Below are 20,148 nucleotides of genomic sequence, written 5' to 3'. Positions count from 1 at the left end.
TCCTGTAGGAGCGCGCTCGCGCGCGAAGGCCGTCAGACGAAATCCCCATCGCGCGCAAGCGCGCTCCTACGTATGCCCCTCCGCCCCTACCCCTGCGCCAGCGCCGCCATGTGCCGCCGGTAATGCCGGAGCTCGTCGATCGAATCATGCACGTCGCTCAGCGCCGTGTGCGCCGAGTGCTTGGTGAAGCCCGACAGCACCTGCGGCGCCCAGCGGCGCGCCAGTTCCTTGAGCGTGCTGACGTCCAGGTTGCGGTAGTGGAAGAACTTCTCCAGCGCCGGCATCTGCCGGTGCAGGAAGCGGCGGTCCTGGCAGATCGAGTTGCCGCACATCGGCGACCGGCCCGGCGTCACCCACTGCTCCAGGAACGCCAACGTGCGCGCCTGCGCCTCGGCCAGCCCAACGCCCTGCTCCACCGAACGCGTCCACAGGCCCGAGCGCTTGTGCTGGTTGCGGTTCCAGTCGTCCATCGCCTCGAGCACGTCGAGCGGCTGCACGATCGCCAGTTCCGGCCCCTCGGCCAGCACGTTGAGCTCGCCGTCGGTGACCACGGTGGCGATCTCGAGGATCTGGTCGTGGTCGGTATCCAGCCCGGTCATCTCCAGGTCGATCCAGATCAGCCGGTTGTCGCTGTGCCTGTCGGCATTCATGGGCGCATTCGCATGTCCTGTCGTGGCGCGCATGATATCGCAGCGCCCGGACGGGCCGTTCAGCGCGGCGGCAGCCCGCGCTTGCGGCGGAAATAGTTCGTGAGCATCGGGCCCGCGACCTCGGCCAGCACCCCGGCGGTCACCGCCACCCGGTGGTTGTGCCGCGGATCGCCCAGCACGTCGAACACGCTGCCCGCCGCCCCGGTCTTCGGGTCGAACGCCGCGAACACCACGCGCCCCACGCGCGCATGCACCATCGCCATCGCGCACATTGCGCAGGGCTCGAGCGTGACCACCAGCGTGCAGCCGACCAGCCGATGATTGCCCAGCGCACGGCCCGCGTGACGCATCGCGACGATCTCCGCGTGCGCGCTCGGATCGTGCTCGGCAATGTTGCGGTTCCAGCCCTCCCCGAGGACCTCGCCTTGCGGCGACACGACCAGCGCCCCGACCGGAATCTCGTCGTCCTCGACCATCGCCCGCTCCGCGAGCATCAGCGCCCGGCGCATCCACACCGCATCGGTGTCGACGGCATCGATCACATAGGGCGCGCGCGGCCTGGACATGCCGCCATTATGTCGCGCAAGGGCCTGGTCGTCTTCCGGCGAGGCTGCAGGTGGCGTCGACCTGCGCTCGGTGTGGATGGATCAGCACCGGAGCGTCTGCACCTTCTTCCGCTACGACGCCTGCTCGCCGAGTGTCCTTGCGGCCCGCTCGAGCCCGCCCAGGATCGTCTCGGCGACGCGCGGCGAGAAGTCCCGTGGCAGCTCGGCCTGTACCTGGGCAATCGCCGCTGGCGTCCGTGCCAGCAGCGCCTCGACGATCGGCTCTGCAGTGGCTGCATATCCGACCAGTTTCGCGGTGCTGTCGAAGTGCCTGCGCTGGATACCATGCATGGTGTAGTGGCGGTTCTTGCCGAGCAACGCCATTGCCAGCTTGATCTCATGCGGCGACCACTGGTTGGGGCCGTCGCCTTGTACCGGATATGCCGACATCACGTCGTACAGCGGCGTCAGCTGGAAGCGACCGCGCGGCAGAAGCCGGATGCTGAAGTTCTTGGCATGGCCATCAGGCGCGCGCAGCAGCCAGAACAGCACTTGCGCTGCCATCAGCGTCTTCATGTCCGCCTCGGCGTTCACCGATTGCCGCAGCGTGGCGAACAGCGCCTTGAGGCCAGGGCCGCCCTCGTTCTCGTACTTGCGCAACGGCGAGCAGCCCTCGACCTGGCAGAAGTCTTCCTGCGGCAGGCGCATCAGCCACCGGCCATCAGGCGCCAGGCGGCGGTCGAAGCGCTCCACCACGAGGACCCGTTGATGGCCGAAGGTCGCGATGCGCGCATCGGCCACGGGCAAGCCGTAGGCCTTCAGCAACCGCAGGCACAGCCACTCGTTGTCGACGGACATGCTGAAGTCTGCCCGCCGGCCACCCACCAGTCCGAGAGGAAGCTTGAAGATATGGCTCGTCGGCGTGGCGCCGCGGGGCGCGCGCCATTGCCCATCCCACCACAGGAAGGCCGTCTTCTCCTGCGCACCCGCCAGCGAGATGCGAAAGTCCGCATCGGGATGCCGGCCTGCGGCGAAAGCGTGCGACGAGACGGCGTCGACCAAGTGCCGCTCGATATCGTCCTCGGACAGCCGCACGCCTTCGATCCGGTCGAAGCCTTCCGGCACTTCGTCCTCATCCAGGATCTGCACGGCGCCCACGCAGTCGCGCCCGATCGCCCGGAGAAGATCGAACGGCTCGGTCGATCCCGTGCCGAACCGCTCGGCGGCACGACGACGGATCGTATCGCTGTCTGGAAGCAGGTTGTCGAAGTAGTTCGCGACCTTCGCGCCCTTGAGCGGCCGGTTGTGCAGGTTGAACGGGAGCGACAGCGACAGCGGTCGACCAACGTCGGCCCGCGTCCAATCCACGTCGTAGTGCAGTTCCATCTCTCCGCGAGCGAGGATCGTCCATCGTCCGACGCGGACGCCGTTGGTCCAGAGGGACAGGCTGCGGCTGTGCGATCGACGCCCCATGTCACCAGTCCGGCGTGGACGCGGTAGAGGACACGAGGCTACCGCCTGCCCCAACAGCCAGTTCCAGGCCCAGCGCTGCGCACCATGCAAGGAGTTGCCCCACACTCAGTTCGTGGGCATTGGGCTCCAGGTGGGAGATTCGCGACTGGCTCAGCCCGATACGGGCCGCCAGCGCCGATTGGGTCAGCCCCTGCGCCTTGCGCGCGGCCTGCAGCGTTGCTCCCAATTGACCACTGGTGACCAGTAGATGTGGTGTCGTCGCCATTGCGGTACCCGGAATCCAAGTAAATTTAGTTTAGCTGGATTAAGGGTAATTCGGAAATACCTGAAATTCAACTATCCGAGGGCAGGCCGCAAGCATCCGAACCGCGGCACAGGGCCTCCAAGGCCACAAGCACCTGTTCGATGCCAAGGTCATGTTCTCTGCATGCTCGATCAGCAACTGACCATATCCCTGGCGGATCGCAGGGACGGGATAGGCGGAAAGCCAAACGCGATCATCGGGCTCAAGGTCTTCCAGCGGCAACTGGGCGGCGGACAAGGCGCAGTAGCCGAGTACGCGCCCGGGCGCGCTGTCATCGAAGAGGACATGCGTAGTCGCGATGCCGTCCCGGTGGTGCTGACTCGCCTGCCGGCGCAGGTAGTCATCGAGCGAGGGGACAACGCATGACAACCCACTTCTGTCGTGCAACCGCTTGTCGAGCAGCGCAAGACCAAGTGCGATACGCCGTCAGCGCCGACCCGTCAGGCGGGCGGCGCTCTCATGGCCTTCTGCAAACGGTCGTTGGGTTAAAAAGATCACTCATAGTGATCTTTTTCTGAAGAATTCAAACCCCGGGCTGACTGCCAAGCGAGCCCAGCAAGGTCACCATGCGCTCTTTTCGTCACGAAACCGGGCCGAGCGCCGGGACCGACACGTCCTCCGGCACCAGCTTGGGCACATGCGTACGCCCACCGAGTTGAGCAGCGTGGACGCGGTGCGCGGCAGGTCGTGCATCCGGGTCGAGACCGGCCCAGCAAATCGTATGGCAACTGCGCCCAGCAGGCGGACGCGGTCGTCCGCTGTGTGATCGCCGAAAGCGCAGCGGCAGCGTCCGGACGGCACTGCCGGTCGCACGATCACGCCTGTTCGCTCGAACACGTCACGCGCCCGCGGTGTTGCAGCGCTGTCACCGAGCGGTAGTATCGACCCAGGGAGAAAGGGAGCAAGCAGCCACGGAGGACAGCAATGATGATGGGGACCCTTCCGAAGGTCTGGGACGCGTGCGACAAGATCAGGCACGCTATCGTGCGCGGGCGATTCGTCCCAGGGCAGCGTTTGGAACCGGCCATATTGGCCGATGAGCTCACCACCAGCCTCACCCCGATCCGGAACGCGCTGTATCGGCTGAGCGGCGAACGCCTGGTCGATGCGCATTCGCGAGACGGCTTCTACGTGCCCCTGCCTACCGAGGCCGCCCTGCGCCATCTCTACGAATGGATGGAAGAGCGGCTGCTGGCGTGCCTGGCCCGTGGCGCCTCGCCCAATGGTCGACCGTACAAGCGCCCCGCCCCGCACGACGGCCCCGCCGAGGCGACGTGGCAGCTGTTCGACACCATTGCGCGCCGGACACGCCAGCCCGAGCTGCGGCACGCCGCCCAGTACGCCAACGACCGGCTCGCGCCCATCCGCATCGCCAAGCGCGCCCTCTTCCCCGATGCACACGCCGAACTCGACGAGCTGATCTCCGCCTGGGAAGGCGCCGAGATCACGCGCCTGGGACGCGCCCTGCGCGCCTACCACGCCCGTCGCCTACCGCGGGTGCCGGCCGTCGTGGAGCTGTTGAACGAAACGCGCGATGCGCGGCACTGAGCGGAGTGCGCGACGCACCGCGATTTGGGGGGGGCGCGCATCACACTTCCAGGTAATTCCCGAAGTACACAACAAGAATCAATTGAAAATTCAAAAGGCGCGCTTCGACACTGGCTGCGTCATGGGACGTCCATGACGCAAAGAGAGGAAACCGTGATGAACGCGAACGACAACACCCGTGAAGCCGCGGCGGACGACGTGATCGTGCTGGGCATCGCCAGCATCGAGACCCAGGGCATCGACCTGGGCTTCGAGCCGGTCGGCCGGACCCCGATGGCGGGGATCTCTGAAGAGTGAGCGATAGAGGCGCACCCAACGGTGCGCCTCTTTGCTCGAGGGGGGTCTACGATGGCGCTTCATCTGCGCAGTGATCTGTCCCACTGCCAAGTCGATGGCAAGCTGGTTTTTCTCGATGTAGGGAAGGACCACTACTTTCGTTTGTCGGAAGCACTGGAGCGACGCTTCCTCGCCTATCTCCGTGACGATTGCAGCGCCGCCGATACGGCAAGACTGGTGGATGCGGGTCTACTCATTGTCGGCGAGGCGCCTGCATCGTCTGAACTAAAGTATTCTGCATCCCCCGTCAGACGAAGCGCGATGGAACAGGCGCAGTTCGTTCTGCGTGCGACCGTACTGGAACGACTGGACACAGTGCGGACCGTGACCATCTCCCAGCTGGCCCTAAAGACGCAACCTTTCGCCTACGTGCTATCGGCGCTCGAAGTCGAACGTGAGCGACGGATGGTCCTTATCCCAGCCTCTCAACAGAATCGAGATGACGAGGCGTACATCAAGGCAACGGCGGCTTTTCTGGCGGCCCGGCCGTACGCACCGATCGAAACCCGCTGTCTCGTCGACTCGATTGCTCTCATCCGATTCTTGGCCAAGCGCCGCCTTCCTGCGGACCTGGTGTTTGCCGTGACCGGCACGCCATTTTCGGCACACTGCTGGGTCCAGGTCGGCGACCTAGTGCTCAACGAGACCCTCGGCAACACGCAGGCCCACACGCCAATCCGGGTGGTGTGATGAGCTTCCGATTCCTAGCAGTGGTCGATCCCGGCGGCGGCCTGAGCACGGAGGCCGTGATGCAATGGGAAGCAGCGCTTGGTGATGCCCATATGCATCGCCAACTCGTGTCGGCAACCCTGGTCGTCCTCGCGTCCGAGCGAACACCTTCCATGCTGCTTCCTGATGGCAGCCTACTTTTCGGACACGTGTTCTCGAAGGAGGGATTGCGCATCCAGGATGCGCGCCAGTTTCCAGCCTTCGAGGACGCGACGGAGGCACGGGGGCACCTCATCGCACGTTGCTGGGGCCCCTATCTGCTGGTGCAACCGGCTGACGAACGTGGCGGCGTCACGGTGCTGCGCGAGCCCTCACCGCACAGCGATGTGACCTGCTTCTACAGCCTGCAGGACGGCGTGGGCTTCGTGGCCTCGGATATCGCCTTGCCGGAACGCCTCGGCCTCTATCGTCGCCAGATCGACTGGGACGCAATTGCTCATCGTCTGGCGTTCCCGCAACACAAGAGCGTCCGCACCGCGCTTGCCGGCGTCCACGAGCTTCTGCCAGGTCAGGCCCTGCGCCTGCGAGGGGCCGAAGCCACCACGTCACAGCTGTGGTCGCCATGGAACTTCGTGACGTCGAATGCGAGGCACCGCAATGCAGACGACGCGGCGGCGGACGTGCGACAGACCGTGTCGACCGCGACAAAAACGTTTGCGAGCATTGATCGCGCCATCCTGCTCGAACTGTCCGGCGGCCTCGACTCGTCCATCGTCGGCACATCCCTCCGAGGCACCAACACCGCGATCGTCTGCACCTCCCTGGTCACGACGGTGCCCGGGGCGGATGAGCGCGCGTATGCGATGCAGATTGCAGATCAACTTGGCGTCGAGCTTCATACCGAGACACTCCACATCGACGACGCCCGGTTCGAATTCGATGTGCATCCGCAATGCATCGTGCCCAGGGTCGGCGTGCTCCAACATGCCGTGGACCGGGTGATGCTGGCGGCGGCTGCACGCCACGGCATCGACGCCTTCTTTTCTGGCGGCGGGGGCGACACCATCTTTTGCGCCCTGGACACGGCGGCCCCGGCTGCCGATGCCATGCGCGTGCGGGGCCCGGCTGCCGGCATGGCCGCCGTACGGGATCTGGCGACGCTACATCAGTGCACGCTATGGAAGGCCGGCCGCCTGGCACTGCGGAAGCTCCGGCGCGCTGCTAGCGCAGATCGCCCGCCCGACCACAGCTTCCTGCCGCCAGGCATCGATACACCGAACACCGGCCCCCATCCCTGGGCAGTCGCCCCGCCGGACGCACTACCTGGGGATAGGGAACGGATTCGCAGCCTTGCCATCTGCCAGGCCTATCGCGACAGCCTGGCGCGCGGCGAGGCACTCACGATGCGGATGCCCCTGCTCGCGCAGCCGGTCGTGGAGGCCTGCCTGCGCACACCGACCTGGATGTGGTTCGCGGGCGGCAAGAACCGCGCCGTTGCGCGAGCGGCATTCGCGGATTGCCTGCCGGCCGACATCCTCCACCGTCGCAGCAAAGGCACCTTCATGAGCTATCTGGGCGCGGTGTACAGACGCAATCGAGCGCCGATGCGCAACTTCCTGCTGCAGGGCCGCCTGCAGCAAGAAGGCCTGCTGGATACGACAGCAATCGCCGAGTTCATGCGCCACGACAGCCCAGAACGCGGAGAGGCCTTCACCCGCATCTTCGACCTATGCATGGTCGAGAACTGGGTCCGGCATCAACCCTAACCGCCATCATCGCGCTTGGCCGCGACCGGCGACCCAGCCTTCATCGCCCGCCAGTGTGCGTACTGCGCGCGCTTCGCAGGGTTCGGGTCCTCCACACCCCGTAGCCAGAAGCGGAACCAGTCCAGATTGCGCTCGTACACCGCCAGTTTGTGCTTGGGCTGGAACTTCTGGTGCGGCTCGTGCGGAAAGACGTACAGGTCCGCCCGACCCTCGCGCATCAGCGGCACGGCATAGTCCAACGAATGAATGTACTCCTGCTCCGGCAGCTGCATCAGGATCGGCGCATGGATGCGGTCCAGGTTGAACAATGGCGAGAACTGACGCCACCGCTCCGGCGTTTCTTCCGGTGCCCCCAACTGCCACCCTGCTTGCAGGCGCGTTGGGAACGCATCGCCAAAGTTGCTGAGCAGCAGGTGATACAGCGGCGATAGCCCCAGGGAACTCACTGAGGCCGCGGTCAGCACCTGCGAGTGCATGACCGTCCACATGGTGATCTCCGACCCCAGGCTCAGCCCGCCCATGCCCACGCGTTGGGGATCGATCTCGCCTTGAGCCGCCAAGAGCGCGACCACGCTTTCCACGGCAGACCGCCCCTGCTCGTACTGCTCGACCCCGTCCTCCCTCGACGGCGCCAGGGTGATGCACAGCGCAGCAATGCCGTCCTGCGCCAGTGAGGCGAAGGGCAGTTCCTCACCCAGACCGCCGCGCACGAATCCCTTGCACCAGTAGTAGCTGACGAACAGCGGCGGCCGTCCCGGCCCCGGATGACGCGCCGGATAGAACTGCCCCGTGAATTCCTGGCCATTGGCATCCGTCCACCGCAGCAGCCGCACCCGCGTGGCGGCCATGTCGGCCGTCAATGCGGGATTGGGGTCGAACAGTTCCACGCGTACGCCGCTGTCGATATCGATCCGTTCCAACCGGGGCGGCCGGTCCGGTTCGGCCACCACGCAGGCCAGGGTTCTTGTGGAGACGCCGCAGTCGCTGGGCATCAGGCGCACCCCGCCATTCACCAACCCCCGGCTGCGCACGACCGGGTGCACCGCCCCTGTCTCCACATTCCAACGATGGATGGATTGCGCATGCCCCTCGCTGGGCGCCTCCACGGTGAACAGCACTTCTTCCGTTCCCGGGCGCCATTGCACCGCATTGATCGCCCCGCTGGTGCAGGCTTCCGCTTCGCACAGGACCGGAGTGCGCGCCCTCGCGTGCGGCAGCACGGCCAGCACTGTCCCCGGCCTGTCGCGCAGGCCGTTGCGCTCGCCTGTGCGTGTGATCAACGCGATGCGGCGGCCCGCAGGCTCCGGCCACACCATCTGGACATCGCCATACCCAGGCGCGAGTTCCACGTTAACAAGCGACGCCGGCGACATGCGGCCGGGCTCGAGGTCGCGCCGCTCACGCGTGATCAGGTCCAGCGCCGTCCAACGATCCGGCACATCGTCGAGCAGCGGGTAGCGGAGGACTTCGTTGTCTTTGAGGCGCTGCGTGGCCAGGCGCCCATCCACATAGCCGGACCGGAACAGCGGCTGGCCCAACGGCACGGTCCGATCGATACGGATGCCCCGCTCGTATTCCGCCTGCTCCGCTGCCAGCACGACCTCGCGCGGCGCGCCCACGCTGTAGTGCAGTTCCCTGCCATCGGCGCTTAGCGAGAAGGCACGGACGTCCGCAGGGCCTTGCGTCAGCACCTCGGCACCGGAACCATCCGCAGCGGCGCGCCACACGTCGACCCGTCCGTCCAGCAACGCCCGGTAATAGATCCAGCGCCCATCGGGCGACCACACCGGAGGCACCGGGATCGACAGCCCGGCTTGCTCCCGCAGCGGCGTGCCACCGTCCGCGACCCGCAGCGGTGGCGAGGCGGCATCCATGTCCTGGACGAACCAGACCGAATCGTAGGTGTTGCGCTCTACCGTGGGTTGCTCGATCCGGTAGGCCACGGATCGACCATCGGGCGAGACCGTGACACCGCTGAAGTCCGCGACCTCCACCAGCCGACGCGGCGAGATTGCATCGGCCGGCGCAGCGACTGTCCAGGCAATCAGCACAGCCACCACCGTCCACACCCATCGGCGTACTGCCGGCCCTGTGCAAGGCGTCCGACACGCGTTGTGCAAGTGCATCGTCGTGCCGACCATTACCAATGCCTCGATACGGAAACGTTGAAGTACCGGCCGATCGCCGAGAAGTTGGTCGCGTCGTAAGGCGGCACCAGATAGGGCGTGAGCACCGTGGTGTCATGCAGCGGCGGCGGCCGGTTGAACAGGTTCTGCACGGACACGCCGAGCACCCAGTCACGAAGGAGACGGCCCTCTCCACTCGGCGCGTAGCGCAGCGTGGTGTCCACCGTCGTGAACGAAGCCGTCTTTTCAAAGGCCGCCACGTTCTCTACGCCCTGCCGGTAGTTGGCGAAGACCGAAGCGGACAGGCCGCCGCGCACCCAGACCGTACCGACCCTGCCCGTCAGCTTCGAGGGGTTGTGGAGCGTGCCCGCCAGGTCGAACTCGGCGCCGGTCGTCTGCTGGGTGCTGGAGAGCCAGCTGGCCGCACCGCGCACCGTTAACCGCCCACCGCCCAGGTCGAATCCGTAAGACCCGGACAGGTCCAGGCCGCGGATGCGCTGGCGGGAAACGTTCGTGTAGTACGCATGCACCAGCGCCACGACGTTGCTCGGGTCGTACGGCTGGCCGATGTAGTTCAGGAACGTGCTGCCGGCAATGGCCGCCGCCTGCTGCTCTACGCTCGGCGCATAGGTGACGAACTCCGCGAACGCCGGATTGCGCAACGCCTGCGAGGTGGGCGTGATGGGGGCCACCACGCGGTCGGTGTAATCGATGTCGAACCAGGTCAGCTCGGCTTCCAGCCCAGGCACCGCGGCTGGGTGGAACGCCAAGGATGCGGTCCAGGTGCGGGCGCGCTCTGGACCGAGATCCGGATTGCCGCCATCCAGCAGCAGCACGGTGGCGTTCGGGGCATATCCGCTGCCGCCATAGGCTGCCGCGTAGCTGTAGCCGGCCATGCGCTGCCGGTTGAGCTGGAACAGCGTTGGGGCCTTGAACGAACGCCCCCACGAAGCCTTGAGCGTCACATCCGCGACCGGGCTATAGATCGCGCCGAGCTTCGGCGTCAGTACACTGCCGAAGCTGTCGTAGTCCTCGTAGCGCGCCGCGCCCGTGAGCGCCAAGCGCTGGCCCCGGCCGTCCCCACCCAGCACCGGCACTTGCAGTTCGGCATAGGCGAACTTCGCGGCCTCATCGCCCTCGATCGCAGCGACATGCGTGATCTGGTTGTACTCGAGGAAGCTGTTCTCGCGCCGGCCCGCGCCGATCGCGACGCGTACATCACCTGCCGCCAACGCCACCAACGGGCCCTCAACGCCCACCTCGTAACTGCTGCCTTCATTGCAATAGCAAAGCTGCGTGCGCTGCAACACTGCGTCGGTGTCCGGCCAGGTGATGGACTGCGCGTGATCCAGCCGGCTCTTTGACCGGGTCGCTCCGACTGATAGCGTCCAGTCCTTCGGCAAAAAGACATCGAGCCTGGGTGACAACAACGTGGCCGTGGACTCCGGCGCGGCCTGGATGGACACGTTGCTGAGGTTGTCCTGCGCCCCATACGCCTGGCCCCGCTCAGTGCGGAACGCGTCCACGCGCAACTCCGCACGACCGCCCACCGCCTGGGACAGGCTGACCAACCCGCTGCGCAGATCGCTGCCCGGGTACAGCGTGTACGGCTCGCGAAGCAACTGCGTGTAGGCCCGCTGCCGGGCGTAGATGGGACCGGCCGTCACGTCCTTGTAGGTGACGATCACCCCGCCAGTGGACCACACATGGCCGGCAGTCGCGCTGTACTCGCGCGTGGAGAGTCCCCCATCATCCGCCGTCCCATAGCCGGCCCCGACGGTGACGCCCTCGAAGTCCCGGCGAAGAATGACGTTGCCCACGCCGCCCACCGCGTCGGACCCGTAGATCGCTGACGCGCCATCGGCCACGACCTCGATGCGATCCACCGCCTCCACCGGAATTGCGCTGATATCCACCGCCTGCGAGATGCCGTCATAGGCCATGCGGCGACCATTGAGCAGCGTCAGCGTGGCATCCGCTCCCAGCCCACGCAGATTCAACGCCGAGCCACCGCTGAGGTTCGTGTTCTGGGCACCCGCACCGGACACCGTGAACGGGATGACGCCCGGGTTCTGCCCGCCCGAGAAGTTTTGCGGGTTGCTCCGGATGACTTCGCCTAGGTCCTTGAAGCCCTCCTCCCGGATGCGCTCGATGCCGATCGTGACCACCGGCGAAGGCGTCGTGCCGCCGCGGATGCGGGTGCCGGTGACCTGGATGGTGTCGAGCTGCGTCGGCGGCGTCTTTTCGTTCTCATCTCCACGCCATCGCTCGCCGGACTCTTCGACCTCGGCCTCCTGCGCCCATACCTCAAACACCGGTGCTGATAGAACAACAATGCCTACACAAGCTAATGCCAGTCTCATGGCAGGAAGATGTCCCAAGCGCCCCGTTTGCTCGGTCCCACTAGACATGTACGTGGTAGAGCTCAACCTGGCAGCGTCCCGCTCACTGTCGGAGAGCTGCTGCCATTCGCTACATTTAAGGTAGCATTTTCGACAAAAGTACAGCGACCGCTTCATGGGCTCTGATCCTTCTCAGATTTGGTTCGCCCTTACGTCACGAGCAGGTGCGGCGTGTAGACGCCAGTTGCTACATATGTTGTAGCATACATGACGCGGGGAAGGAAGCCATCCTGTACGCGGTACAGGAACGGCTTCAAAGGCTCATGACACCTCGCATCAGGATCATGTTCGCAAAGCGGCTCAAAGAAGCGCGCTTGGCCCTTGGTATCTCCCAAAGAGAACTTGGAAGAAGAATCGGCCTGTCGGAGGATGTCGTGTCCAGCAGAGTCACAAGGTATGAGCGCGGAACTTCCGAGCCGGACTTTGAGACAACGAGCAAGCTGGCAAAGGAGCTCGGCGTTCCGCTCGCGTACCTCTTGGCGGATAGCGAAGTGCTGGCGGATATCATCCTCGCCGCAGCAAGCCTTCCGCCCGGCGAACAACGGAAGCTCGCCGCGGAGCTGAAATCGAAAGGCAAGCGCTAAGCCGCGGTATGTGCGGACTCAGTCTTTATCAAGCTTCTCTTTGATCCAGGCAGCGAGATCCTTCCGCTGCTTGACTGAAAGCGAGGAGAGCGACAGGACGATGTCGGCCGTGGCCTCATCCTCAGCAACCAAATAGGCCATGGGCACCTGCAGCGTGTCCGCAAGCTTGGCCAACCCTTCCAAGTCGACTCCGCTCGACTCCCTTTCGTAGCGATTGATTCGACTGCTGGCGCGATCCTTATCTAACCCCATCATGAGACCCAGTGCGCGTTGGCTCTTGATGCCACGCAGCTTCCGCGCCTGCTTGATGCGGGCGGAAAAGATAGCGCGAGGCGAAGCTTTTGGCACGTGAGCTGAGGTTTAGAACAGAGGTTACCAGCATGCCTTGCTCCGTTACCGTGAGACAGTCTCTTCATGAAATGTAGCAGCTTGCGTAGACGGTAGGGCTTGGAGAGACAACGCAGGCAACATGGCCACTCACTTGTCCGCCTCCTCCACCAATGCGGTCGCCACCACGCCGTACCGCCTACCGGTCCTACACCGAGTGGTAGAAGTCCGACGGGCTACTTCTATGCCGAAGACGATGATCTGTTTACCATTCCATACGGAGTCGATATCGATACGGAGCCATGACGCCAGAAGTCAACGCCAGAGGCCTCATAGACGCCAAGTTGCAAGCAGCAGGCTGGGTTGTTCAGGACGTGAAGCAGGTAAACCTGGGTGCAAGTTTCGGCGTGGCGGTTCGAGAGTACCCCACCGATACCGGACCGGCCGACTACATCCTGTTTGCTGAGCGCCATCCTGTTGGTGTGATCGAGGCTAAGCGAGACGAGGCCGGAGGATATCTCCACGTGCACGAAGCGCAAACCGAGCGATACGCCCACGCGGCGCTTAGGTGGCGCAAAGGCAACCAGCCCCTGCGCTTCCTCTATGAAAGCACCGGGCAGATAATCTTTTTCACCGACAGCGCCGACCCGGCTCCCCGAGCCCGCGAATTGTTCCACTTCTTCCAGCCACGGACTCTGTCCGACTGGGCAGCCAAGCCGGACACCCTTCGCCGCCGCCTGAACCATATGCCCGCGCTCCCCGAGCGCAACCTGCGCGACTGCCAGATCAGCGCTGTCACCGGCCTGGAGCAGTCGCTTGCCAAGAACCGGCCGCGCGCACTGGTCCACATGGCCACCGGCGCCGGCAAGACCTTCACGGCCATCACCTCGGTCTATCGCCTGCTCAAGTTCGGCGGCGCCAGACGCATCCTGTTCCTGGTCGACACTCGCAACCTCGGCAAGCAGGCCCACCAGGAGTTCATGGCCTACACGCCGCCGGACGACGGCCGCAAGTTCACCGAGCTGTACAACGTTCAGCGCCTGTCCAGCAGCCATATCGACCCGCATGCGCAGGTGTGCATCAGCACCATCCAGCGCATGTACTCAATCCTGTCGGGCACCGAGTTGGCCGACGCCAGCGAGGACATCTCGCTCAGCGAGCTTGGGCAGGCCGAAGCTCAGGCGCGGCTGGTGCAGTACAACCCCCAGGTCCCGATTGAGACCTTCGATTTCATCGTCATCGACGAGTGCCACCGCAGCATCTACAACCTGTGGAAGCAGGTGCTGGACTACTTCGACTCCTTCCTGATCGGCCTCACCGCCACCCCGGACAAACGCACCTACGGTTTCTTCAACGAGAACGTGGTGGCCGAGTACAGCTACGAGCAGTCCGTGGTCGATGGGGTCAACGTCGGCTACGACGTCTATGAAATCGAGACCGAGATCACCGCCAAGGGCGCCGAACTCAAGGCCCGTGAATGGGTGGACCACCGTGACCGCGAAACCCGCGCAAAGCGCTGGGCACAGACCGAGGAAGACACCGAATACGGCGCCACCGACCTCGACCGGTCCGTGGTCAACCCGAGCCAGATCCGCCAGGTGATCCAAGCGATGAAGAACGCCGTCGAGACGACGATCTTCCCGAACCGCAAGGAAACGCCCAAGACCCTGATCTTCGCCAAGACCGACAGCCACGCCGACGACATCATCCGCACCGTGCGCGAGATCTACGGTGAGGGCAATGCGTTCTGCAAGAAGGTCACCTACCGTGCCGGCTTCGACCCGGACACCGGCAAGCCAGTGCCCGGCGACGACGCCGACAGCGTGCTCGCCAGCTTCCGCAACGACTACAACCCGCGCATTGCCGTCACCGTGGACATGATCGCCACCGGCACCGACGTCAAGCCGCTGGAAGTGCTTCTGTTTATGCGCGACGTGCGCAGCAAGGGCTACTACGAGCAGATGAAGGGCCGCGGCGTGCGCAGCCTCGACGCCGAATCGCTGAAGAAGGTCAGCAACTCCGCCGAGGGCGCCAAGACCCACTTCGTCCTGATCGATGCCGTGGGCGTGGAAAAATCCCTCAAGACAGAAAGCCGGCCGCTGGAGCGCAAGCCCGGCGTCAGCCTCGACAGCCTGCTCAAGGGCGTGGCCGTGGGCGCACGCGACGAGGACACGGTGCTGAGCCTTGGCAACCGCCTGGTCCGGCTGGTCAAGCAGCTGGACGACAAAGCCTTGGCGAAGATCAGACAGGCCAGCGGCGGCACTGGCCTGCAGGACCTGGCGCGCGGCCTGGTGCAGGCACTGGACCCGGACCGGGTGGCGGCCGACGCCCTGGACGCCGCCAAGGTGGCCGGCATCACCCGCAGCGAGGACACCCTGACGCCTGACGAACTGGAAGCCGCCCGCCGCAAGCGGGTGGATGCGGCCTGCCAGCCTTTCGACGATCCGGCGCTGCGCGAACTGATCGAGTCCGCCCGGCGCGAGCGCGAACAGCTGATCGATCACCTCAACCTCGATTCGGTGACCCGCAGCGAGTTCGCGGCGCAGGCGCAGGCCAATGCCGAGGCCGCGGTCGGCCGCTTCCGCGAGTTCCTCGAAGCCCATCGCGACGATATCGCCGCCTTGGGCTTCTTCTACGCCCAGCCCTACCGTCAGCGCGAGCTGACGCTGGACATGATAGAGGAGCTGCACGACACCCTGCAGCGCCCGCCGCTGATGTTGACCACCGAGAAGCTGTGGTCCGCCTATGCCCGCGTACAGGAGAGCAAGGTGCGGGGCGGCGGCGTACGCCGGCAGCTGACCGACCTGGTCTCGCTAGTGCGCTTTGCCTTAGGCGTGGACGAGGAGCTGCGGCCATTCGCCGAACACGTGGACAAGCGCTTCCAGGACTGGATCTTCCGGCACAATGCCCGCCGCGCAACAGCGTTTACGCCTGAACAGATGGAGTGGCTGCGGCTGGTCAAGGACCATATCGCCGGCAGCTGCCGCATCGAGCACGACGATTTCGACTACGCACAGCTGGCCGGCAAGGGCGGGCTGCAGAAGGCGTGGGCAGTATTTGATGGCCAGCTGGACGAGCTGCTGGTCGAGATGAATGAGGAGCTGGTGGCTTGAGTGATTTGCCAACAAACTGGTGCTGGGCCCGTTTGAGCGAAATCTGCGGCCGAATTGTAGACGGCTCGCACAATCCTCCTAAAGGAGTTGATGGAGGGTATCCGATGCTTAGCGCGAGGAATATCGTCAACGGACAGATTGTCTTTGACAACTTTCGTTGGCTGGATAAGGCTAGCTTCGAGGCCGAACACGCGCGAACAAAAGTCACTCCGGGTGATGTGCTGCTAACTATCGTCGGGACAATTGGTCGAACTGCCGTGGTCCCCGAGGCTGTAGAGCCCTTCGCTTTGCAGCGCAGTGTTGCAGTTCTCAAATCAGACGCTGCGGAATCTCGTTATCTGGCGTACGCGCTCGATGCACCAGAACAGCAGAACTGGTTGATTGAGAATGCTAAGGGCACAGCTCAGAAAGGCGTATACCTCAAGGTGCTCGGTGAGGCCCGCATTCCGTTGGCTCCTTATGCTGAACAGGGTCGCATCGTCGAAAAGCTGGAAGAACTGCTTTCCGATCTCGACGCTGGCGTGGCGGAACTGAAGGCCGCGCAGCGCAAGGTGGCGCAGTACCGCCAATCGCTGCTGACGGCTGCGGTGGAAGGCGCCCTGACGGCCGATTGGCGCGCTGCCCGTGGCGAGGCCGAGGAAACCGGCGCTGAACTCCTGCAACGCATCCTCGCCGAACGCCGCGCCCGCTGGGAGCAGAAGCAGCTCGCCCAGTTCGCCGAGCAAGGCAGGCCACCGCCCAACGGATGGCGAGCCAAGTACCCCGAGCCCGTCACCTCCAATTTAACGCACCTACCGCAGCTACCTGAAGGGTGGGCCTGGGCAACCGTCGACCAATGTGCCATTGATGAAGATGGAATCACGGACGGTCCATTCGGCTCGAACCTGAAGTCTGAGCACTACACTGAATCGGGTCCCCGAGTAATCCGCCTTCAGAACATAGGCGACGGACATTTTCAGGATGCACGCGCACACATTTCCGTGAAGCACTACGAGAAATTGAAGAAGCACGCGGTGATTGATGGCGATGTTGTTGTCGCAATGCTGGGCGAGATCTTGCCCCGTGCATGCTCCGTACCGCCAGGCACTGCCCCTGCAATCGTGAAGGCAGATTGCGCAAGAGTTCGAATCAATGCTGCGCTTGTTCCGGCAGAGTATCTGGTAGCAGCTCTCAACTCAGAGCCGACTCGAAAGCGAGTGGAGCGACTGATAAAGGGCGTCGGGCGGCCAAGAATAAATCTTGGCAACATCCGCTCGATTCCAGTTCCACTGCCGCCGAAAGCCGAGCAGCTTCAAATACTCAGCATGCTTTCGGAATCACTGGAGTCTTGCGACGTCCAGAGGTCAGCAATTGAAATGGGCTTCTCACTCTCAGCCGCACAACGCAAGAACATTCTAAAGGCTGCCTTTGCCGGTCAACTAGTTCCGCAAGACCCGAGTGATGAACCCGCCGGCGCGCTTTTAGCTCGTGTCCGTGCTAAGCGAGTGATGCATGAGAAGCGACCGAAGGGACGCAAACGAAAGCAGCAGAAGGAGATTGCCGTGGTACGCAAACTGATAGACGTGCTCGTCGAGGCGGATGACTGGATGCCAGCACAAGAGCTCTTTCGCCGCTGCGGTGTGACCGATGGCGCACAAACAGACCAAGTTGAAGCCCTGTATGCAGAGCTGCGCAGCCTTGAAAAGGCAGGGCGTCTGGCAGTGGAAGCGGTAGCCGATTCAGAGGGCCGCAAGCTGTACGACCGACTTAAACTGCAGGCTGCTTAACCGTGCGCCTGGACAAATTCACCATCGGCAGTGCCAAGGACAGCCCTACGCACCAATTCAAAAACCTGAAGAACGTCACGATCGACTTCGATCAGGATCATTGGGTGACAGTGGTGATTGGGTGGAACGGCACCGGCAAGTCCAATGTGCTTGAGGCGTTGGCCATTATCTTCCGCGACCTGATTGCCCGGAAGCGAGTTCCGGCCTTTGCCTTTCAGTTGGCCTATCGCATGGGGGCTGGAGATAGTCTCCGGCACATCCATATCGACGCGGATCCAGACCGAAACAATGAACCACTCCTCATTCATGTCGCCACGGATGCGCAAGCCAGAGGCGAAGGTACGCTGATTTCCCTCATCGAGGGCGAGCCGGAGGTATCGGCATTACGAGGTAAGCGCATCAAGCTGACGCCTTTTTTGGCTGACGACGGGCTCCATTTGCCGCGGTACGTCTTTAGTTACTACTCGGGCGAAAGTACGCGCATGCACGAGGTGTTTCGTCCTTACCTGGAAGACTTCGATGGGAAGCTGCGAAATGGCGAAGACCCCGGTCTCAAACGCCTGTTCTATGCCATGCCGGTGCATAGTCAATTCGTGTTGTTAGCATTCCTGATTCACCAATCAGAGGTAGTGCGGACATTTCTGGACGATCATCTTGGCCTAGATCCCTATGAAGGAATCGAATCCGTACTGTTCGTACTCCGGCAGCCGCCATGGAAGTCAAAGGCGATCGATGGTGATCCTAGATTCTGGAATGCGCGCGGTGTTGTAAGCAACTTCCTGTCGCGTCTATACGATATAGCCTTGGCTCCAGTTGACATCAGTCGCCGCGTTTCGACGTCGCTATGGAACAAGCAAGCACTTCAGTTCAAGTATCTGTACGTCAAGGACATTGATGCGCTGCGCCGTTTGGTGGGAGATCAAGCCCCAGCCCAATTTTTTAGGGACTTGGAGAGCACCTACGTGTCAGAACTGATTGAAGAGGTGCGGATTCGGGTGCGTCTAAGGAAGAATGACGGCAGCGTGACCTTTCGCGAGTTGAGTGAGGGCGAGCAACAGTTGCTAACGGTCCTTGGGTTGCTGCGTTTCACCGCGGAAGACGAAAGTCTGTTCCTGTTGGATGAGCCGGACACCCATTTGAATCCTCGATGGAGTGTGGACTACATCTCTTATCTTAAGAAGTTCATATCGACGGAGGGAGGCTCACAGGAGACCAGTCATGTCCTGCTAACCACGCACAACCCGCTTGCTATTGCAGAGCTGGACAGAGAACAGGTGCAGATTCTTCGGATGACTCAGTCTCAGAAAGGCGAGCAGCGGCGCATAGCCGCGTGCTATCCAGAAATGTCGCCACGTGGCATGGGCTATGCCGCGATTGTGACAAGTGACATGTTTGGAATTGCCTCCACCCTTGATCGACCAACTCAGCTCCTCTTAGAAATGCAGCGTGCCTTTTCTGCCAAGGAAGCCCTGACGGAAGACGAGCAGCGAGAGTTAGACATGGTCAATGCGAAACTGGATCGCCTCGGGTTTAGATTTTTTCACCCTGACGATGAGTTCTCGAGATACATCCGGCTCCGCAACGAAGCATTGAAAGCTCGCTTCAACCTGGTCCATCCGGTCGCTGTCGCAACGGCGGCAGTTGATATGGGTCGCGAAGAGCGCGAGGAACTCGCCGAAAAGCTTATTGGGGAACTGCTTGCGGAAGGCCAAGAGCAAGTGGATGTGCTTGGCCAATGAGGTATATCGATCACGATGAGTTGGAATTGCCTGAGGGCTGGCTAGAGCGTGCGGCTCAGGCGGCCGACCTTGTGGCGGCCGGCGCAGATCCAAACGATCACGCCGAGGTCTGGCGTGAGCTCAAGGATTGCTTGGCTGCGCTGTTTCCCGAAAAGAAGTGCTGGTACTGCGAATCGCCGGTCGATCGTTCCGATAATGCCGTCGACCATTTCCGCCCAAAGGGTCGCGTAAGTGATGCCGCCTCCCCGCATAGCGGATATCGATGGCTGGCGTTCTGGCAGCGGAACTTCCGCTACGCGTGCACCTTCTGCAACAGCCGCCGTAGGGACCTGGCGAACGGAACGGCCGGAGGCAAGGCGGACAGATTCCCTTTGGTAGTGGAGGGCAGTCGTCTATACGGACCAGGGCCACTGAGCCAAGAGGCGCCGACGCTGCTCGATCCTTGCGAGCTGCACGATTGGGAACTGCTTGGCTGTCGGCAGGAGAACGGGAAACCTTGCCCTACTAGCTCGGATCAAGCTGAACGTCTTCGGGCGGAAGAGTCGATCGGCATATACCATTTGGACTACGAGCCGACCTGCAAGCAACGGCACGCGACAGCAGTGCGATTAGTTTCTGATGTCGAGCAAGCCAAGCGCTTGTTTGGACAGCCTGGTATGGACGAAGAGTTCTCATCCGTCGCTAGAAAGATCAAACGTGCGATAAGTCGCAAAGCACCCTATAGCGGGGAGATGATTTTCCTCCTGAGGGGACAGCGACACACCGACCATCCTTGGATTCAAAAGTTGTTGGAAGCCTGA

Annotated in this window: 17 protein-coding genes; 10 read left to right on the top strand and 7 right to left on the bottom strand. The window is 63.1% G+C overall.

What is annotated here, in order from left to right; translation table 11 throughout:
• Positions 1–86: 86 nt before the first annotated feature.
• The 4 genes from orn to WQ56_RS17975 all read right to left on the bottom strand — a co-directional run bounded on the left by orn (position 87) and on the right by WQ56_RS17975 (position 2,933).
• Positions 87–650, bottom strand: coding sequence for an oligoribonuclease (orn, locus tag WQ56_RS04665; RefSeq protein ID WP_047135878.1), 564 nt, complete (start codon positions 648–650; stop codon positions 87–89).
• A 59-nt stretch (positions 651–709) separates the two neighbouring features.
• Entirely contained in the window at positions 710–1,216 is a 507-nt protein-coding gene (gene tadA / locus WQ56_RS04660) for a tRNA adenosine(34) deaminase TadA (protein ID WP_047135877.1), read from the bottom strand.
• Positions 1,217–1,327: 111 nt separating this feature from the next.
• Positions 1,328–2,668 (bottom strand): type II toxin-antitoxin system HipA family toxin, encoded by a 1,341-nt coding sequence (locus tag WQ56_RS04655; RefSeq protein ID WP_047135876.1) that lies wholly within the window; start codon positions 2,666–2,668, stop codon positions 1,328–1,330.
• A gap of 1 nt (position 2,669) precedes the next feature.
• Positions 2,670–2,933 (bottom strand): helix-turn-helix transcriptional regulator, encoded by a 264-nt coding sequence (locus WQ56_RS17975; protein WP_082132200.1) that lies wholly within the window; start codon positions 2,931–2,933, stop codon positions 2,670–2,672.
• A gap of 162 nt (positions 2,934–3,095) precedes the next feature.
• Between WQ56_RS17975 and WQ56_RS04650 the strand changes: the two genes are divergently transcribed.
• From WQ56_RS04650 to WQ56_RS04635, 5 genes are all read left to right on the top strand, one after another.
• The gene (locus WQ56_RS04650) at positions 3,096–3,338 is read left to right on the top strand and encodes a hypothetical protein (RefSeq protein WP_047135875.1); all 243 of its coding nucleotides are present in this window, start codon (positions 3,096–3,098) and stop codon (positions 3,336–3,338) included.
• Positions 3,339–3,899: 561 nt separating this feature from the next.
• The gene (locus tag WQ56_RS04645; protein WP_197076434.1) at positions 3,900–4,520 is read left to right on the top strand and encodes a GntR family transcriptional regulator; all 621 of its coding nucleotides are present in this window, start codon (positions 3,900–3,902) and stop codon (positions 4,518–4,520) included.
• Positions 4,521–4,676: 156 nt separating this feature from the next.
• Positions 4,677–4,817 (top strand): benenodin family lasso peptide, encoded by a 141-nt coding sequence (locus WQ56_RS18510; RefSeq protein WP_156170322.1) that lies wholly within the window; start codon positions 4,677–4,679, stop codon positions 4,815–4,817.
• Positions 4,818–4,868: 51 nt separating this feature from the next.
• Positions 4,869–5,546 (top strand): lasso peptide biosynthesis B2 protein, encoded by a 678-nt coding sequence (locus WQ56_RS17970; RefSeq protein ID WP_047135873.1) that lies wholly within the window; start codon positions 4,869–4,871, stop codon positions 5,544–5,546.
• Positions 5,546–7,291 carry an asparagine synthase C-terminal domain-containing protein gene (locus WQ56_RS04635; protein WP_047135872.1) on the top strand — a complete coding sequence of 582 codons (1,746 nt, stop codon included), beginning with the start codon at positions 5,546–5,548 and terminating at the stop codon, positions 7,289–7,291. The genes WQ56_RS17970 and WQ56_RS04635 overlap by 1 nt, the downstream gene beginning before the upstream one ends.
• Here WQ56_RS04635 and WQ56_RS04630 read toward each other — a convergent pair.
• Together WQ56_RS04630 and WQ56_RS04625 are read right to left on the bottom strand one after the other, a co-directional pair.
• Positions 7,288–9,351 (bottom strand): Atxe2 family lasso peptide isopeptidase, encoded by a 2,064-nt coding sequence (locus WQ56_RS04630; RefSeq protein WP_197076433.1) that lies wholly within the window; start codon positions 9,349–9,351, stop codon positions 7,288–7,290. The two genes, WQ56_RS04635 and WQ56_RS04630, sit on opposite strands and share 4 nt — an antisense overlap.
• Before the next feature lie 80 nt (positions 9,352–9,431).
• Complete coding sequence (locus WQ56_RS04625; protein WP_082132198.1) at positions 9,432–11,780, bottom strand: TonB-dependent receptor; 2,349 nt, start codon at positions 11,778–11,780, stop codon at positions 9,432–9,434.
• Between the two features lie 323 nt (positions 11,781–12,103).
• Here WQ56_RS04625 and WQ56_RS04620 point away from each other — a divergent pair, with 323 nt between their 5' ends.
• Positions 12,104–12,403, top strand: coding sequence for a helix-turn-helix transcriptional regulator (locus WQ56_RS04620; protein WP_047135950.1), 300 nt, complete (start codon positions 12,104–12,106; stop codon positions 12,401–12,403).
• A gap of 18 nt (positions 12,404–12,421) precedes the next feature.
• On the opposite strand, the gene WQ56_RS04615 is transcribed toward WQ56_RS04620, so the two are convergent.
• Entirely contained in the window at positions 12,422–12,727 is a 306-nt protein-coding gene (locus WQ56_RS04615) for a helix-turn-helix transcriptional regulator (RefSeq protein ID WP_047135949.1), read from the bottom strand.
• A gap of 305 nt (positions 12,728–13,032) precedes the next feature.
• Between WQ56_RS04615 and WQ56_RS04610 the strand changes: the two genes are divergently transcribed.
• Genes WQ56_RS04610 through WQ56_RS18505 form a run of 4 tightly spaced genes read left to right on the top strand, consistent with a single transcriptional unit; the run spans position 13,033 to position 20,148 of the window.
• Positions 13,033–15,843, top strand: coding sequence for a type I restriction-modification enzyme R subunit C-terminal domain-containing protein (locus WQ56_RS04610; RefSeq protein ID WP_047135871.1), 2,811 nt, complete (start codon positions 13,033–13,035; stop codon positions 15,841–15,843).
• Positions 15,840–17,609 carry a restriction endonuclease subunit S gene (locus WQ56_RS17965; protein ID WP_082132197.1) on the top strand — a complete coding sequence of 590 codons (1,770 nt, stop codon included), beginning with the start codon at positions 15,840–15,842 and terminating at the stop codon, positions 17,607–17,609. The genes WQ56_RS04610 and WQ56_RS17965 overlap by 4 nt, the downstream gene beginning before the upstream one ends.
• A 2-nt stretch (positions 17,610–17,611) precedes the next feature.
• Positions 17,612–19,348: an AAA family ATPase gene (locus WQ56_RS17960; RefSeq protein WP_082132196.1), complete on the top strand. Its 1,737-nt coding sequence runs from the start codon at positions 17,612–17,614 to the stop codon at positions 19,346–19,348.
• On the top strand, positions 19,345–20,148 hold the full coding sequence (locus tag WQ56_RS18505) for a hypothetical protein (protein ID WP_156170318.1): 804 nt from the start codon (positions 19,345–19,347) through the stop codon (positions 20,146–20,148). Before WQ56_RS17960 ends, WQ56_RS18505 begins: the two co-directional genes overlap by 4 nt.

It is taken from the genome of Luteimonas sp. FCS-9, assembly GCF_001014645.1.
Classification (GTDB): domain Bacteria; phylum Pseudomonadota; class Gammaproteobacteria; order Xanthomonadales; family Xanthomonadaceae; genus Luteimonas.
The sequence above is the reverse complement of the archived record's forward strand: the minus strand, read 5'-3'. Positions and strand labels throughout refer to the sequence as shown.

What these genes read in the sequence shown, in the direction of transcription:
- orn (WP_047135878.1), bottom strand. Translation starts at nt 650, where the DNA reads ATGAATGCCGACAGGCACAGCGACAACCGGCTGATCTGGATCGACCTG.
- tadA (WP_047135877.1), bottom strand. Translation starts at nt 1,216, where the DNA reads ATGTCCAGGCCGCGCGCGCCCTATGTGATCGATGCCGTCGACACCGAT.
- WQ56_RS04655 (WP_047135876.1), bottom strand. Translation starts at nt 2,668, where the DNA reads ATGGGGCGTCGATCGCACAGCCGCAGCCTGTCCCTCTGGACCAACGGC.
- WQ56_RS17975 (WP_082132200.1), bottom strand. Translation starts at nt 2,933, where the DNA reads ATGGCGACGACACCACATCTACTGGTCACCAGTGGTCAATTGGGAGCA.
- WQ56_RS04650 (WP_047135875.1), top strand. Translation starts at nt 3,096, where the DNA reads ATGCTCGATCAGCAACTGACCATATCCCTGGCGGATCGCAGGGACGGG.
- WQ56_RS04645 (WP_197076434.1), top strand. Translation starts at nt 3,900, where the DNA reads ATGATGGGGACCCTTCCGAAGGTCTGGGACGCGTGCGACAAGATCAGG.
- WQ56_RS18510 (WP_156170322.1), top strand. Translation starts at nt 4,677, where the DNA reads ATGAACGCGAACGACAACACCCGTGAAGCCGCGGCGGACGACGTGATC.
- WQ56_RS17970 (WP_047135873.1), top strand. Translation starts at nt 4,869, where the DNA reads ATGGCGCTTCATCTGCGCAGTGATCTGTCCCACTGCCAAGTCGATGGC.
- WQ56_RS04635 (WP_047135872.1), top strand. Translation starts at nt 5,546, where the DNA reads ATGAGCTTCCGATTCCTAGCAGTGGTCGATCCCGGCGGCGGCCTGAGC.
- WQ56_RS04625 (WP_082132198.1), bottom strand. Translation starts at nt 11,780, where the DNA reads ATGAGACTGGCATTAGCTTGTGTAGGCATTGTTGTTCTATCAGCACCG.
- WQ56_RS04620 (WP_047135950.1), top strand. Translation starts at nt 12,104, where the DNA reads ATGTTCGCAAAGCGGCTCAAAGAAGCGCGCTTGGCCCTTGGTATCTCC.
- WQ56_RS04610 (WP_047135871.1), top strand. Translation starts at nt 13,033, where the DNA reads ATGACGCCAGAAGTCAACGCCAGAGGCCTCATAGACGCCAAGTTGCAA.
- WQ56_RS18505 (WP_156170318.1), top strand. Translation starts at nt 19,345, where the DNA reads ATGAGGTATATCGATCACGATGAGTTGGAATTGCCTGAGGGCTGGCTA.